This is a genomic window from Bacillus sp. FSL W8-1202 (assembly GCF_038006165.1).
Taxonomy (GTDB): domain Bacteria; phylum Bacillota; class Bacilli; order Bacillales; family Bacillaceae; genus Bacillus; species Bacillus subtilis.
Genome location: NZ_JBBOUR010000001.1, coordinates 2,243,259 through 2,256,901, shown reverse-complemented (window position 1 = coordinate 2,256,901; position 13,643 = coordinate 2,243,259). Strand labels below are relative to the sequence as shown.

The window sequence follows — 13,643 nt, the reverse complement described above, 5'->3', positions numbered from 1 at the left end:
CTCCAATCCCGTTTCTTTCGTAACAATTTCGTTTGTTTCAGCACCTTAGTAAGTTTATGCATCTATAGGCAGATAGTTGATTTGTCCATAAAAGAGTTGTATGGGACAGGCTTGAATTGGAAAGAAAAGAGAGGAATGAAGAAAAAGGAGACAGCATGGATGAAACGGAAACAATTGTTATATACAGAGGAACGAAAGTGGGAATACGGCACCATCCTCATTGAAGACGGCATCTGCTTAATCGAAAACGGTGAAGGCGATATACTGCTGGCGGACAGTCTCCAACATAGCCCAATCTGGATCCATCATAAAGGAAAGTGGGAGCAAGCCGGCTTTCAGGACAAGTTGGTTTTGGCATGCGGTGCAGAAAACATCTCCCTTTCCGGCGGAGAACGCATCCGCTATGAGAAATCAGTCAAGCGGCCGCTTATGGCGCTTTTGGATTCACTTGACGACGAAACCTTTCTCGCATTTCTGCAGCACTTGCACAGCTTCGGCTTATCGGTATTCGATTGCGTCTTTTCTTATAATAAAGGAGTCTTTTCGAATACTTCGGCGGGGCAGGGTGTGTCCTTTTATCACTTTTCAAATGACACCGCACAATGCGCGATGCAGCATCACTACAGCAGCGAAGGGACAGGAGACCGTTTTGAATGGACCGCTTCAAACGGAAAGCGATCCATTATGTATTCAGCAGTCCAACGGGGGCGCAAATAAAAAAGCGGTGCATCGAGCACCGCTTTTTGGTTACTTTTCAACAACAACTTTTGCTTCCTTGCTTTCTTTTTTATCTGTATCCGCAGCCGTGACGTACAGCACCGTTCCGGCTTTTTGTTTTTTGATTTTCACCGAAAACGTTCCTTTTGCGTCAGCTTTGGCAGAAGCAATGACTTTCTTTGATTTGTTTTTCACTCTGATCATCGCTTTGCTGTTTGCCTTCCCTTTTACTGCCGTATCCTTCGTTTTCACCGCGTTTACTTTCGGTGTGCCGGAAGGTTTTCCTTTGACGACGACAACTTTATACGATGTTTTCGCATCGCCTTTTGTTGCTTTCACATACAGTACTTGATCCTGTTTTTGAGTCGCGATATTAACCTTGAACGCATTGTCTTTTCCGGCTTTGGCGCTGCCGAGTTTCTTTTTGCCGTTCATTACCTCGATAAGTGTGCCTTCCTTCGCGTTTCCTCTGACAGCTGTTTGAGTGCTTTCCAGCTTGTTGACCTTAAGCTGTAAATCAGCTGCGCTGACAGCCTTCATGACATTCAGCCGCCCGTAGCCTGAATGCCAGTCTACACCAGGTGTCTTCGGAATTTCAATCGGATCGCCATAATCGTCATACAACTCTTCTTCTCCGCCATCGACACTTTCAAAGGAAATATCATCTGCCGTCTTTTTCAACATATCCTCAACTTCTGTTCTTTTCAGCTTAGGATTTTGAGCAAACAGCAATCCTGCAGCAGCGGCAGCATACGGCGTCGCCATAGACGTTCCGCTCATGTACGTGACATTTCCGTTCGGCACTAAGCTCGGGATATCAGACCCTGGAGCAGAGATGTCCAGACCTTTTCCATAGTTAGAGAAATCAGCGGTCATATCCATGCGGTTCGTTGCGCCGACTGACATCACATATTTAGAAGATGCAGGATAAGATAAGGCATTTTCTCCATCATTCCCGCTGGCTGCGGCAATCAACACATTTTTGTCAGCTGCGTACTTCAAAGCAAATTCAAGTACGCGGCTGTAGCCTCCGCCTAAACTTAAATTAATCACCTTTGCTCCTTTGTCAGCAGCATATTTGATGCCGAGAGCAATTTGTTCAGTATCTCCGGAACCTGCGGAATCAAGCACTTTTACAGGGATGATTTTTGCTTTGGCATTCAATCCAGTCATTGAATAGCCGTTATCGCTTTGGGCCGCAATAATGCCTGCGACATGCGTCCCATGCCCCTGATCATCCATTGCATTGTTATTCCGTCCGACAAAATTGTGTCCGAGATCTGTTCTTACTTTTCCTTTTAAATCGGCAAGCGTGCTGTCAACGCCTGTGTCTACTACTGCAATGAGTGTATCGTTAAGCTTGCGTTTGGACAGCAATGTGTTGGCAGGCTCATATTTCACATCCGCATTTTTGACACCGCCGTTTTCACCGTTGTTTTTAAGCGGCCATTGATAAGGGTACTGAATATCGTTTGCCAGGCTTTTGTATTCCTGCACGGGTTCCGCAAACTCTACATTGGACATCTTGGATAGTGTCGCAGCAGCGCTTTTGACCCTTTTGGCGCTTGCCGTATATGCGCCGTTCTGTTTCTCATCTTTCGGAAGTTCAAATGAATACAGATTGTCAAACAGTTTCTTTGCCTTTTTCACATTAGATATGTCTTTTTTCGATTGCGCGCTTGCAGAAAAGCCCTTCATTTCATTATGTACGGATGAGAGGCTTTTATTGTCCTTCACCTTGAAAATAACCTTTGTTGTCTGAACTTCACTTTTTGCTGCAATATTGTTTTCTGTTAAAATGGCTCCGGCTGTTTTGCCTTGCAGCTGCTTCATATTTAGTCGGTCCGCTTGTTTCTTTATCTCCTCTTTAAGGAATGACGGGACTGATTGTAAAGCTTTATCATATAGCCGGTTGATCGCTTTTTGATCCTTTTCAGTGACCTTATACGAAGATGATGCTCCGTTTTCTGACACATCGTCAAATAACGGCTTTAATGTCACAAGATCCTGATAGATTTCATTTCTTGCTGTTTTATTGAGTGCGAGCTTTGCAACGATAAACGGTGCTGCTTTGTAATAAAGGCTTGTCAGTTCTTTACCTTCTGCTGTTTGGCTCAGCTGCTCATCACGAATCGCTCTCAACTTATCCAGGATGCCTTTTCCTGATTTCTTCTGATCGACACTCATTTCAACCGGGCAAGCTTCTTCCTCTTCTAAATCTGACGGCTGTTTTTTGGTGCCTTTATACCCGATCGTATACTTGGCTTCCGCAGCTGCTTCTGCCGTTCCGCCGTCCTCTGGTTCTTCTTCTCCGAGGTATTCAACTTTTACATAGTAAGGGCCGCTCCACGCGTATGGAAAAATGACTTCGCTTTTTCCATCCTCCGCTGTGAAAGAACGGTACATCTCAAACGTCTCATCTTTAAGCGCTTTTTCCTTACTTGGATATACAGATACATTCAGTACTGAATCACTCTTTACGGTCAGTGCCATATGTGAGTTTTTCTGAATATCCGTTGCTCCCGGGGTCACTTTGTACCATTTCACCTGTTCCGGCTCCTTCATGGCGCCTGTCTGCTCTTTGCCGTTTTCCAGAGCAGCCGCCTGATCGATCGCGCCGGCCGCTGCAGCTTTGGTTCCCGGAGAAAAAAGGCTGAAAATCAGTGCAAAAATAAGCACTGCCGCCACAAACGAGCTGAATTTTCTGCGTTTCATGTTATCCCTCCTGCAAAATAATGAATCTCCTTGAAGGTATCATAATTTCATAGGACGAGATACCGCTTACAGGGAATTTTAAGGTTATTTTAAATGATTTGGAATATAAAGGGATAAATATAAAAAAACCCAACTCTATCAAAGAGCCGGGTTCATAGGTTTTTCTATTAAAACAATTGAAAACCGATTGGCAAATGCAGACCGAGCAGCACTGTCAGCAAAAGGACAATGACGAAGCCGACCCACAGGCCTCCTGTTGATTTTTCTTTTTTCTTGCGGATGAGGAGCATTTCCATCAGGCCGATGGTGATAATGCCCAGAATCATTTTGCCGGCGTATTCTCCGTTCCAGTTGGCGAAACGGACAAACAGCTCAGCTCCTGTCAAAATAATAAGGATATAGAATAACCGCAGAATCATATGAGTGATTTTTGCGCCCTTTGCACTTCCTGACGAATACAGCGAGTAGCTGACGAAAAGCAGAATCAGCGCTACCACCCATGTCGTAATATGTAGGTGTGTCATATATGTTCCCCCTATCAGATAAATTACCCCACTTATAGTACCATGAACTTGTCCTCTGCCACAAAGATGATTGTCAGAAAAAACGGGCGGGTCCGGGTCCGCCCTCGAGTTTTATTCAGCCAATTTGGTTTGACAGCGTTCCGATCGGGTCAATTGTAATATCAATTTTGTCACCTGACCGCAAGAATTTTGGAGGCGTAAACCCCTTGCCGACACCAGACGGCGTACCGGTGGCAATGATGTCGCCCGCTTCAAGCGTCATCCCCTTTGAGAGGGTTTCAATTAATTCCGGAATGGAAAAGATCATATCGCTTGCCGAACCGGATTGGCGCAGCTCGCCGTTGACTCTTGTTTCAACCTTGAGGCGCTCTGGCTCCTGAATCGTTGATTTATGTACAAGCACGGGCCCCATCGGACATGTCGTATCCAAGCTTTTTCCGATAAAAAACTGCTTATGCCTTTTTTGCAGATCACGCGCCGTGATATCATTCACAATCGTATATCCGAAAACATGGTCATATGCATCGTCTTTTGAAATGCGGGTCCCGCTTTTTCCGATCACGACAGCAAGTTCTCCCTCATAATCAAGCTGAGAGGTAACCTCTTCATGGCTCTTTACGATATCACCATGCCCCGTAACCGTTACCGGCGATTTTGTAAATACCATCGGATGCTCCGGAATATCAGCCTCGCTTCCCATTTCAATCGCGTGATCCCGGTAGTTTTTGCCGATGCAGATGATATTTTTTGATGGCTTCGGAATGGGTGCATGGAGCTTCACCTCAGATAATGAATACATAAATGATCCCAGCTCATCATTCGGTTTCTTTGCCCACTCGGCCAGCTGCCTTGCATGCGCAACGAATTTATCCCCTTCTGCGATACATTCAATCAGCGATCCCGGAATCGTCTCAAGTTCAAACAGTTTTTTTTCAGCCTTTTGCAAATCCATAATTTTCTCATCATCAATGATCAGGCCGACAAACATTCGGTTGTAAAGTTCCCCTGTCGCAAATTTCATGTTATTCCTCCATCATCTTTTAAATCAGAATGCTCCTTCATGTATTCTCTGTCGAATGCTGAAATCCCTTTTTCTCATTTCCGTTTTCATTTCGTTTCAGGACGGGCTTGCTCTACATATCATACAAATGTCGTTTTGAGAAGGAGGAAAGAATATGGAGCGCGTGCATTTATTTTTTCATCGGGAGCAGCTGAAAAGGAAAGGTACTGCCAAGGGGCTTTTCGTAACAGATCGATCTGTTTCTCCCATTCTTCTCACACAGCGTGACAGAGCGGAAAAGACATCCTATGAAATCAGCTGGGAAAAGTCTCTGCTTGGTGAAAGGACACTTTTTTTGAATGCAGAACAGGATGATCCGTCCCTGATGCGGCGCAGACTCGCCTATTGTTTTTTTGACCAGATCGGCGTACCTGCTCCCGCTGTCTCGTACAGCTTTCTGACCATCAATGGCCAGCCTGAAGGCATTTATTTAAACATCAAGAACCATCAGCCAGCCGGTAAAACGAGTTACGGAGTGAAGACGGCCGATCCAAGGGTTCCGTTGTCCCTTTTTAACAATGATTCCTCGGCATTCGTACATGAATTTTTCATACTGATCCGCACAGCCGGAGATGACGAATTGGCTGAAAGGATTAAATTGTATCTGGATGTCAAGCTGTTTTTTTTGTGGCTGATCGGCAACGCCTGCACCAATCAAGGCTTTTACTACACATTTTGTTTAAACGAATCCGGCCGGCTTTACGTTTCCCCGATAGAGACAAGATCGCTTGCCGTACAAGAATGGTATGACGAAGACCCGCTTCTGACAAAAGGAAAGACGCTTTCGTCAAGGCTTCTATCCATTCCCGCCTTCCGGTCGCAATATCACACATTAATGAAAAACGTGCTGAAGCGGTCGTTTACTATTGAACGATTATCTCCTCTCATCAACGAATGGCACCTTGACATTTGTCAAAGTGCTGCTGATGATCCTTTTATCAAAAAAAGCCCCTTTCAGATCGAAAAGGAGCAGACCAACATACTTAGAGAAATTGAGGAACGGCAGGACTTTTTGCAAGCACACTTAGCAAGACTTTAGTCCTTTCTCCATTAAAAAAGGCCGCAGCAAAAATTGTCGCTTTTTTAGTCAAATTGACGAAAGGCAACCTTTTGAGCCAAAATAGATTATACTAACGATATCCTGTATTTATATCAAAATAAAATCTAGAATTGGAGATAGCGTAATGAACAGTAAAATTGAAGAAATGAGGATCACACTAATTGAAACCGCACAAAAATACGGCATGAATTCAAAGGAAACGATTCAATGCAGCCAAGAGCTCGATATCCTGCTGAATACCCGGATTAAAGAAGAAATGATTTTTGGGAGATATCTTGAAAACTCCCGTATGTAAATCATTTTCTATAACGAGTAGAATACACCACATGTAACTCCGCTTTTTGCTCAGCACTTCTGGGATATACCTCAGGGCGAGAATGTGCCAGCCCAAAAATCGAATACCGCAGCACGACATACTCCAAAAAGCATTCTACACGCAAAAACACCAAAGAAATAAACAAAAATCACCATAGGCGGATAGCGGCATCCTTCGCCGCATTTCCGTTCAATTTATACCCAACATCCTCTTTTGCCATGTTTAAACATAACGGCCCGAAAAATAAAACGCTTTCACCAAGAGCCGATATATCCCCTTTAAATATCTCTCACACATATGTGCGTTTGTCATAAGCTATCGTGAATAGCCCAATTGAAATCAGAATTGTCATTTCACTTTACCTGTCTTTTTTCAATTTTTCAACAAAGGATGTGCTCGTATGCCGGCCATTGTCGGAGCGTTTAAAATTAATGCGATTGGTACGAGCGGAGTCGTTCACATCGGGGACTGCATTACGATTTCTCCTCAGGCTCAGGTCAGAACGTTTGCCGGTGCTGGCAGCTTTAATACCGGCGACAGCCTCAAGGTGATGAATTATCAAAACGCGACGAATGTGTATGACAATGATGCGGTTGATCAGCCGATCGTGGCCAATGCGTAAAAGGAGTGAGGCTCATGAACTTCTATATTAATCAAACCATTCAAATCAACTATCTCCGGCTGGAATCAATCAGCAACTCCTCCATTCTGCAAATCGGGAGCGCCGGATCAATCAAGTCACTGTCAAATTTGTATAATACAGGAAGCTATGTAGAGCCGGCACCAGAAGTTTCTGGCTCAGGGCAACCGCTCCAGCTGCAGGAGCCCGACACAGGTTCATTGGTCCCGCTCCAGCCTCCTGGCCGTTAATCATATGAAAGAGGTGAAGAACATGTATGATCAATCTGTTTCCTCTTACCTGCAAAACTTGAATTCCTTCGTTCAGCAGCAGGCGATTCACATTCAGCAGCTCGAACGTCAGCTGAAAGAGATTCAAACTGAAATGAATACGATGAAACAGCGGCCGGCCACTACCATTGAGCGTGTGGAGTATAAATTTGATCAGCTGAAAATCGAAAGGCTCGACGGGACTTTGAATATCGGCTTAAATCCTACTGACCCGAACAGCGTCCAAAACTTTGAAGTCAGCCAGTCGACACCGCAAATCGGGATGATGCAGCAGGAAGAGAGCGCTCAGCTCATGCAGCAGATCCGCCAGAATGTCGACATGTACTTAACCGAGGAAATCCCAGATATTTTGGAACAGCTTGAAAATCAATATGACAGCAGACTTGACGATACAAACAGACACCATGTTATTGAAGACATCAGAAAACAAATGGACAGCCGGATTCACTATTATATGTCCCATATCAAAAAAGAAGAACATACACCGCCTGCACAATATGCAGAACATATCGCTGAGCATGTGAAGCGTGATGTCATCCGCGCTGTAGAACACTTTCTGGAGCATATTCCATCAGAAATGAAAGGAGATGAGCAAGCATGATCTTTACAGTCATCAACCGCAGCTTGGAAGTCGGGGACATCCGGATGAACGGTGTGTCCAGTTCCTCCGTTTTCCACATCGGAGACACTGAATCCATTTACCTGTCTTCTATTTTTGATACACCGCCTGAATCTCTTATTATTGGGCCGTTTGCTCCGCTTGCGCCAGAATAATGCTTAAACGCATATCGCGCATCAGACTAGTTAAGTTTAATTCTCTCGGGATCGCAAGTGTGTTTCAAGTTGGCGACACAAATGAAATCGATATGAGTGTAAAAGTATTTGCTGTGCAGCGTTCTCTGTCCACGTTTTACCATAATGAAGGCTCATTTAACAAAAAGGAGTATCAGATCTTTCAGCAGCAGGCCGTGAAGCCGCTCCCCGAAACAGGTGTACAAAGCGCGTTTTGCCACGAGGTGCCGGCTATTTATGTTCGCAGCATCAAAATTCAAGGGGTCTCAGCCTCTTCTGTTTTACATGCCGGATCAGCTTCGCTTATTCGCGGTGATGCGAGACTCAAACATATCAGACAGATTCAGTCTCCCCGCTCACAATCGCCCGCCAAGAACATATAATAAACAGAGACTTCGATAAAGGGTGTCGTTTATGCCAGCAATTGTCGGGCCTATAGCTATCAATTCCATATCGGGCGGAGTCGTAAACTTTGGTGATTCCTTTTACCTTTCTCCGAAAAGCTCTTCAAAATCTGCGCTCGGTTCGGGAGCAGGAAACACGGGAGATTTCCTTCTATTAAATAATGCAGTCAACGCGACAAATTATATAGACCCCGATGTCAACGATCAGGATATGGTTGGAAACGGATAAAAGCAGCCGCTCTGCTAAGAGAGGGCTGCTTTTTAGTCATTTTTTCTTTTTTCGTTCATTTGATTTCTTTGTTTTGATCAGCTTCTCAGGCGGCTGTTTTCTGATCCATTTGACAAACCGGGCAAGCTCTGGATCGCTTCTGAGTTCAGCCATTCCGTTTAAACGTAAAGCGAGCTCTTGATTGGCATATAAGGCATGAATCTGTTTATGGCAAGGAATACAGAGCATCGCTGTCGGCAAAAACGTTCCGCCTTCCTCTGGTGTGAGATGATGCTCTGTCAGCTGGACATCGCTCCGGCCGCACAGCTCACATATTCCGGCAGTCTGCTTTGCCATATCCGCTCCTCCCTTACATCAACTCAAGTGATACCCGCGTACCGCGGCCGCTCGGTTCAGCCGGATGGACGATCAGCTTTTTCGGAAGCCGTGCACGCAGTTCCTGCACATGGCTGATGACACCGACAGCCAGATTGTCTGACTGAAGTTTTTCCAAGGCCGTTACAACCGTATCAAGCAGATCTTGATCCAGTGTGCCGAAGCCTTCATCTAAGAAAAAGAACTGAAGCGGGTATTCCCCGCGAAGCTGAATCTGCGCAGACAGCGCAAGAGCAAGTGAAAGCGAGGTGAGGAAGGTCTCTCCTCCAGACAAACTGGAAACCGGGCGTCGTACGCCTCCATTCGCGTCATCCCGCATCACGAAGCCGCCTTCTGAATCTACTTCGATGGCATAGCGCTGTCTTGTCAGCATACTGAGTCTTGCTGAGGCGTCCCTCGCAACGCTTTCAAGCTGCTCCTCAGCTAAAAATTCGACGAAGGTATTGCCTTTAAACACAGCTTGCAGCTTGTCCAGCCTGTCGATATGCGTCTGCCATTTTTTCAGTTCAGCTTCAATTTCATTAAACCGTTTATGATGGTCGCGAATGACAGCCAGTGCTTTTGCTGCCGCGCCTTTTTCCTCTATAGCAGCGCCAAATGCGTCCTCAGCTTTTTGTAATGCTGCAACGGTTTCGTTCCATTCGCTCTCTGATAATGCTCTGCCGGCAAGTATCTCTGCTACTCGTTTTAAGTTTGCAGCATTTTGCTTCAGTTTATCCATAAACTGGTCTATGCCGGTTTTTATCTTTTCAAGTTCATCATCTGGGATGAGACTTTGTTCAACCTCCTCAATCCGGGTAATGGAGGTGTTTTTTGTATGCTCAAGCCAAGCAGCTTTTGCTTTTTCCAATCTGCCCTTCGCCTCTTGAAGAGTGAGCTCGCTTGCAGAAGCGCGGCTTTTCGCCTGGTTGAGCTTCATTTGGGCGCTTTGCAGTTCTTCATATAAAGATTGTTCTTTTTCCTTTAACAGCTTTAGATCCTGCTGGACAGAGCGGAGTTTGATTTGAATCGAATCTCCTTTTGCATAATCTCCGAGTTCGTGCTCATAATCAGCTATCACGCTCTTGATGCGTTCAGCCGCATAATGAAGCTCCAGCTTTTCCCGTTCAAGCCGGTGTCCAGATTCCCGCAGTTTTTCCTTTTGTGCTTCATGCTCAGCAAGAAACGCGATACTCTTCTCAATTCGTTTTTCACATTCTTCTGCAGCCCGGTCCTTTTCTTCAATGGCTTGCTGCCATTTTTCTGCTTCGTCCACAGATTGATTCTGAAATGCTTCTTTAAACATATTCAGACTGCTGTCCATTGAGGATTGAAGCTCGCTGATGATGCTTTCAATACGGTCAGCTTCTCTTTTTTCAAAACCGATTTTTTCATTAAGCTGCTCGGCCTTTTTTAAAGACTCCTGATAGGCGCCAATCATTTGTGCCATTCGTGTCTTAACAGAAAGAATGTCCTGCTTGATTCGTTTCCATTCAAATTTGGCAGTTTCAAATGCTTCATACACCGGCTGATGTTCGAAGGAAGCTGCCGCTTCAAGGTTCTGTGCTTGAATTGTCTGCAAAAACGGACACTGTTCAATAAAGCGCGCGGACTGTTCTTCAAGCGTAATTTTGGCTGAAAGAATCTCCTGGCTGAGAGCTGCAGCTTCCGTCAATAATACATCTGTCCGTTTAATGTCCTCTTCAAGATGGCTGTCGGCTTCATATGTTTCATGTACTGAGGCAGATGGATCATGATCGGTTGAACCGCATACCGGGCAAGGCTTACCGGCAGTCAGCTTTTGGGCTAACTCTTTTGTCAGCAGTGCCACCCTTGCTTTTTCACGCTGTAAGTGAAGCGTGTGTTGACTCTTTCTAGCCTCTTCCGTCATATGTGTTAATGAGCGTTCCGTTTCGCACACCAAATGGTACACAGTTTGTACAGCCTCATATGCCTGAATGATGTTGTTTTCTTCCGCTTCCGTCTTTTGAACGAGTGTATTCTTCTCTTCATTCATCTTCTGCAGCACGAGGTTCAATTCTTCACTTCGTTTTTTCTCTTTTTTGATTTGCTCCTCGGTTTGTCTGATGCGCAATGCCATTTCTGCAGCCTGATGGCAGCTTTTTCGCTCATTGGATGTCACCTGCAGGGATTTGAGCTGCTGTTTCAATTCTGTCTGTCTGTTTTGCCCTCGTGTCAGGCGGTCTGTTACCGTCTCCAATTCATTCATGACAGATTGAAGAGCCTCTTCTTTCTGCCGGAGGTCAGCCTTTTTGCGCTCTTCCTCTTGCTTGGCCTCACTCAGTTTGATTTCGATTTCCTGCAAGCGGGAAAGCTGTTCCTGTTTGGTTAAAAGCTCAGGCTCTTTCTCGCTTTTATGCTGGCGCCACGCTTCATACTCTTCATGTTTTTGCTGAAAGAAAGCTGTCCGGTCTGCTAAATCCTTTTGGGCTAGCGTTTGTTCCTTTTCAGCTTGCTCCTCATGCTGGATCGCTTCTGCGTACCGGTCCGCATAGGGCTTAAGGGCTGCTGCTGTTTCTGCTTCCAGCAGGCGTTTTTGCATGCTGTCTATATGCGGCTGTTCTTCTGCGAGACGTTTTTCCTCTGCTTCATAAGCGGATTTTTCCTTTTGAACATTCCATATCTCCTGATGCTCTGTAAACCGCTCTCTCGCCTGATCACGGTTCTTCCTCATCGCTTCCAGCCGGGCTTCAGCTTGTTCGAGAGCCTTTTCAGCCTGCTCAACTGCCTCTGAGCTCGCCTCACCGAGACCGGACTGTTCAGCAAGCATTTCATTTTTTCTCGCATTGGCTTCCTGCGCCTGCCGTCTCAGCTTTTTCACAAGCCTGTCTCCATATTGCTCCAAATTAAATAAACGCTGAAGCATATGCCTGCGCTCTGCCCCTTTTAAAGACAGAAATTCAGCAAATTTCCCTTGGGGCAGCACCACCGCTCTCGTAAAATCGTCGATCGTCAGCCCTAAGAGCTCCTCAACTCTTTTATTCACTTCGCTGGCTTTATCAGCCAGCACCGTATGCTCGTCCTTGATTTCGATGAAGCGGCAAAGTGCCGTTTTCACCTTCATTTCATCCGTTCTCTTAAACACACGCTCGACTTTGTATGAGATTTGGTGATTCGTCTGAAGCGCAAAGGTAAAGGAAACAGACAGCGTATCTTCGGCGTGGTTTAAAGTTCCGTGCGTATTATTCGCCGCCCGTTCCACCTTTCCGTATAAAGCAAGCGTCATTGCGTCGAGAATAGAGGATTTACCGCTTCCTGTCGGGCCGAAAATGCCGAAAACACCGGCACCGGAAAGGCCTTCAAAATCTATCGTCTGCTCCTCTCTAAAGCTGTGGAGCCCCTTAATGCTTAAGGCGATCGGCTTCATTTCGCATCCTCCTCTTCAACCCCTGATGCAAGCTCTAAAAACAGCCTCACCATTTCTTCATCCGGCACCGCACCGCCAGTTTGTTTTTCATAAAATTTCTTAAAGCGGTCCTCGATTGAGACATGTTTAACCTCGATCCGTTTCCGGTCTTTGTTCTGTTCTTCAAAAACCGGCCTGATATGGATAAAGCCCGGGTGCGCCTTCCGCAGCCTGTGAATCTCTTCAAGTGACAGCTGGTCCGCGACACGGATTTCCAAGTCAATCCAAGCATTCTGATCTCTGCCTTCATCCAGCCAGCTGTACACCTCACTTAATCCATTTGCTGCTTTCCACTTCACAAGTGGCTTGCCGCTTGATAATAACACCTCTTGCCAACTGGCCTCTTCCCCAGGCTTTGCGTCCACAATCGTCACTGATTTAGCGTAGCCCGCTTCAGAAAAGCTGTAGGCGAGCGGAGATCCTGAATAACGCGCAAGCGTCCTCGCCCGCTTGATCGTTTGCGGGCGATGCAAATGGCCGAGCGCAACGTAAGCGGCATCTGCCGGCAGGCTTTCAGCAGCCACCGTGTATGCACCGCCGACTTCAATCGGCCGCTCTGAATCGGTTTGGTTTCCGCCTGCCACATAAATATGGCTGGCGGCAATCTTCACTGCATCGTTCCGGAACCGGCTTGTCATATGCTCAAACGCCTGCCTGATTTTCACATCATAGTGATCACGGAGCAGCTTTTCATCAAACGTATCGGATAGCACTTCATTTAACCGCGCTTCAGATGGGTACGCCAGCGCTCCAACCGCCAAAAGCTCTCCTGCTGAAGGCACTTCAATATGAATCGGCTCTGTTGTCGGATAACCGATTAAATGAATGCCGTTTTCATGTGTCAGCGGTGAAGCGGCGGACAAACGGTCAGGATTATCGTGGTTTCCGGCAATGACGACGATCGGGCGCTTTCCTCTGTCGCTAAGCGCAGACAGGCTTTCATAAAACAGCTGCTCGGCTAAAGCCGGCGGGTTTACGGTGTCAAATGCATCCCCCGCCATTACAATGGCATCGATCTGCTCATCCTTTACAATCGTATTCATTTCATCCAGCACATCGGCCTGTTCACTCAGCCTGCTTCTTCCTTCAAGCGTTTTTCCAAGATGCCAGTCAGCCGTATGTAAAATTCGCAAATG

The 13,643-nt window shown here is 46.1% G+C and carries 15 protein-coding genes; 9 read left to right on the top strand and 6 right to left on the bottom strand.

What is annotated here, in order from left to right:
* Nucleotides 1–135: 135 nt before the first annotated feature.
* Complete coding sequence (locus NSQ09_RS11665; protein ID WP_072692655.1) at nucleotides 136–717, top strand: DUF2777 domain-containing protein; 582 nt, start codon at nucleotides 136–138, stop codon at nucleotides 715–717.
* Between the two features lie 30 nt (nucleotides 718–747).
* On the opposite strand, the gene wprA is transcribed toward NSQ09_RS11665, so the two are convergent.
* From wprA to NSQ09_RS11650, 3 genes are all read right to left on the bottom strand, one after another.
* The gene (wprA, locus tag NSQ09_RS11660) at nucleotides 748–3,432 is read right to left on the bottom strand and encodes a cell wall-associated protease WprA (protein ID WP_017696566.1); all 2,685 of its coding nucleotides are present in this window, start codon (nucleotides 3,430–3,432) and stop codon (nucleotides 748–750) included.
* Between the two features lie 167 nt (nucleotides 3,433–3,599).
* Complete coding sequence (locus NSQ09_RS11655; protein WP_003244937.1) at nucleotides 3,600–3,956, bottom strand: YisL family protein; 357 nt, start codon at nucleotides 3,954–3,956, stop codon at nucleotides 3,600–3,602.
* A 115-nt stretch (nucleotides 3,957–4,071) separates the two neighbouring features.
* Complete coding sequence (locus tag NSQ09_RS11650; RefSeq protein WP_017696568.1) at nucleotides 4,072–4,977, bottom strand: fumarylacetoacetate hydrolase family protein; 906 nt, start codon at nucleotides 4,975–4,977, stop codon at nucleotides 4,072–4,074.
* A 154-nt stretch (nucleotides 4,978–5,131) separates the two neighbouring features.
* On the opposite strand from NSQ09_RS11650, the gene NSQ09_RS11645 reads away from it, so the two are divergent.
* From NSQ09_RS11645 to NSQ09_RS11610, 8 genes are all read left to right on the top strand, one after another.
* Complete coding sequence (locus NSQ09_RS11645; protein WP_017696569.1) at nucleotides 5,132–6,055, top strand: CotH kinase family protein; 924 nt, start codon at nucleotides 5,132–5,134, stop codon at nucleotides 6,053–6,055.
* A gap of 145 nt (nucleotides 6,056–6,200) precedes the next feature.
* The gene (gene yisI / locus NSQ09_RS11640; protein WP_003233086.1) at nucleotides 6,201–6,371 is read left to right on the top strand and encodes an aspartyl-phosphate phosphatase YisI; all 171 of its coding nucleotides are present in this window, start codon (nucleotides 6,201–6,203) and stop codon (nucleotides 6,369–6,371) included.
* 421 nt (nucleotides 6,372–6,792) lie between these two features.
* Nucleotides 6,793–7,014, top strand: coding sequence for a spore germination protein (locus NSQ09_RS11635; RefSeq protein ID WP_003233088.1), 222 nt, complete (start codon nucleotides 6,793–6,795; stop codon nucleotides 7,012–7,014).
* Nucleotides 7,015–7,028: 14 nt separating this feature from the next.
* The gene (gerPB, locus tag NSQ09_RS11630; protein WP_003233090.1) at nucleotides 7,029–7,262 is read left to right on the top strand and encodes a spore germination protein GerPB; all 234 of its coding nucleotides are present in this window, start codon (nucleotides 7,029–7,031) and stop codon (nucleotides 7,260–7,262) included.
* Nucleotides 7,263–7,284: 22 nt separating this feature from the next.
* The gene (locus tag NSQ09_RS11625; protein WP_014479393.1) at nucleotides 7,285–7,902 is read left to right on the top strand and encodes a spore germination protein GerPC; all 618 of its coding nucleotides are present in this window, start codon (nucleotides 7,285–7,287) and stop codon (nucleotides 7,900–7,902) included.
* A complete protein-coding gene (gerPD, locus tag NSQ09_RS11620) occupies nucleotides 7,899–8,075 on the top strand; it encodes a spore germination protein GerPD (protein ID WP_003233093.1) in 177 nt (58 codons plus the stop codon). Before NSQ09_RS11625 ends, gerPD begins: the two co-directional genes overlap by 4 nt.
* A complete protein-coding gene (locus tag NSQ09_RS11615) occupies nucleotides 8,075–8,476 on the top strand; it encodes a spore germination protein GerPE (RefSeq protein ID WP_010886467.1) in 402 nt (133 codons plus the stop codon). The genes gerPD and NSQ09_RS11615 overlap by 1 nt, the downstream gene beginning before the upstream one ends.
* Nucleotides 8,477–8,507: 31 nt before the next feature.
* Nucleotides 8,508–8,726, top strand: coding sequence for a spore germination protein (locus NSQ09_RS11610; RefSeq protein ID WP_003233096.1), 219 nt, complete (start codon nucleotides 8,508–8,510; stop codon nucleotides 8,724–8,726).
* 36 nt (nucleotides 8,727–8,762) lie between these two features.
* Here NSQ09_RS11610 and hlpB read toward each other — a convergent pair whose 3' ends face one another.
* From hlpB to sbcD, 3 genes are read right to left on the bottom strand one after another with little or no spacing between them, the layout of a single operon-like run.
* Nucleotides 8,763–9,062, bottom strand: a complete 300-nt coding sequence (hlpB, locus tag NSQ09_RS11605) for an HNH nuclease-like protein HlpB (RefSeq protein WP_017696570.1) — start codon at nucleotides 9,060–9,062, stop codon at nucleotides 8,763–8,765.
* Nucleotides 9,063–9,075: 13 nt separating this feature from the next.
* Entirely contained in the window at nucleotides 9,076–12,468 is a 3,393-nt protein-coding gene (sbcC, locus tag NSQ09_RS11600; protein WP_341031449.1) for an exonuclease subunit SbcC, read from the bottom strand.
* On the bottom strand, nucleotides 12,465–13,640 hold the full coding sequence (gene sbcD / locus NSQ09_RS11595; protein WP_095843616.1) for an exonuclease subunit SbcD: 1,176 nt from the start codon (nucleotides 13,638–13,640) through the stop codon (nucleotides 12,465–12,467). Before sbcD ends, sbcC begins: the two co-directional genes overlap by 4 nt.
* Between the last annotated feature and the right edge of the window lie 3 nt (nucleotides 13,641–13,643).

Bases quoted from the DNA above. Each gene is read 5' to 3' on its own strand.
- NSQ09_RS11665 (WP_072692655.1), top strand. From the start codon at position 136: ATGAAGAAAAAGGAGACAGCATGGATGAAACGGAAACAATTGTTATAT.
- wprA (WP_017696566.1), bottom strand. From the start codon at position 3,432: ATGAAACGCAGAAAATTCAGCTCGTTTGTGGCGGCAGTGCTTATTTTT.
- NSQ09_RS11655 (WP_003244937.1), bottom strand. From the start codon at position 3,956: ATGACACACCTACATATTACGACATGGGTGGTAGCGCTGATTCTGCTT.
- NSQ09_RS11650 (WP_017696568.1), bottom strand. From the start codon at position 4,977: ATGAAATTTGCGACAGGGGAACTTTACAACCGAATGTTTGTCGGCCTG.
- NSQ09_RS11645 (WP_017696569.1), top strand. From the start codon at position 5,132: ATGGAGCGCGTGCATTTATTTTTTCATCGGGAGCAGCTGAAAAGGAAA.
- yisI (WP_003233086.1), top strand. From the start codon at position 6,201: ATGAACAGTAAAATTGAAGAAATGAGGATCACACTAATTGAAACCGCA.
- NSQ09_RS11635 (WP_003233088.1), top strand. From the start codon at position 6,793: ATGCCGGCCATTGTCGGAGCGTTTAAAATTAATGCGATTGGTACGAGC.
- gerPB (WP_003233090.1), top strand. From the start codon at position 7,029: ATGAACTTCTATATTAATCAAACCATTCAAATCAACTATCTCCGGCTG.
- NSQ09_RS11625 (WP_014479393.1), top strand. From the start codon at position 7,285: ATGTATGATCAATCTGTTTCCTCTTACCTGCAAAACTTGAATTCCTTC.
- gerPD (WP_003233093.1), top strand. From the start codon at position 7,899: ATGATCTTTACAGTCATCAACCGCAGCTTGGAAGTCGGGGACATCCGG.
- NSQ09_RS11615 (WP_010886467.1), top strand. From the start codon at position 8,075: ATGCTTAAACGCATATCGCGCATCAGACTAGTTAAGTTTAATTCTCTC.
- NSQ09_RS11610 (WP_003233096.1), top strand. From the start codon at position 8,508: ATGCCAGCAATTGTCGGGCCTATAGCTATCAATTCCATATCGGGCGGA.
- hlpB (WP_017696570.1), bottom strand. From the start codon at position 9,062: ATGGCAAAGCAGACTGCCGGAATATGTGAGCTGTGCGGCCGGAGCGAT.
- sbcC (WP_341031449.1), bottom strand. From the start codon at position 12,468: ATGAAGCCGATCGCCTTAAGCATTAAGGGGCTCCACAGCTTTAGAGAG.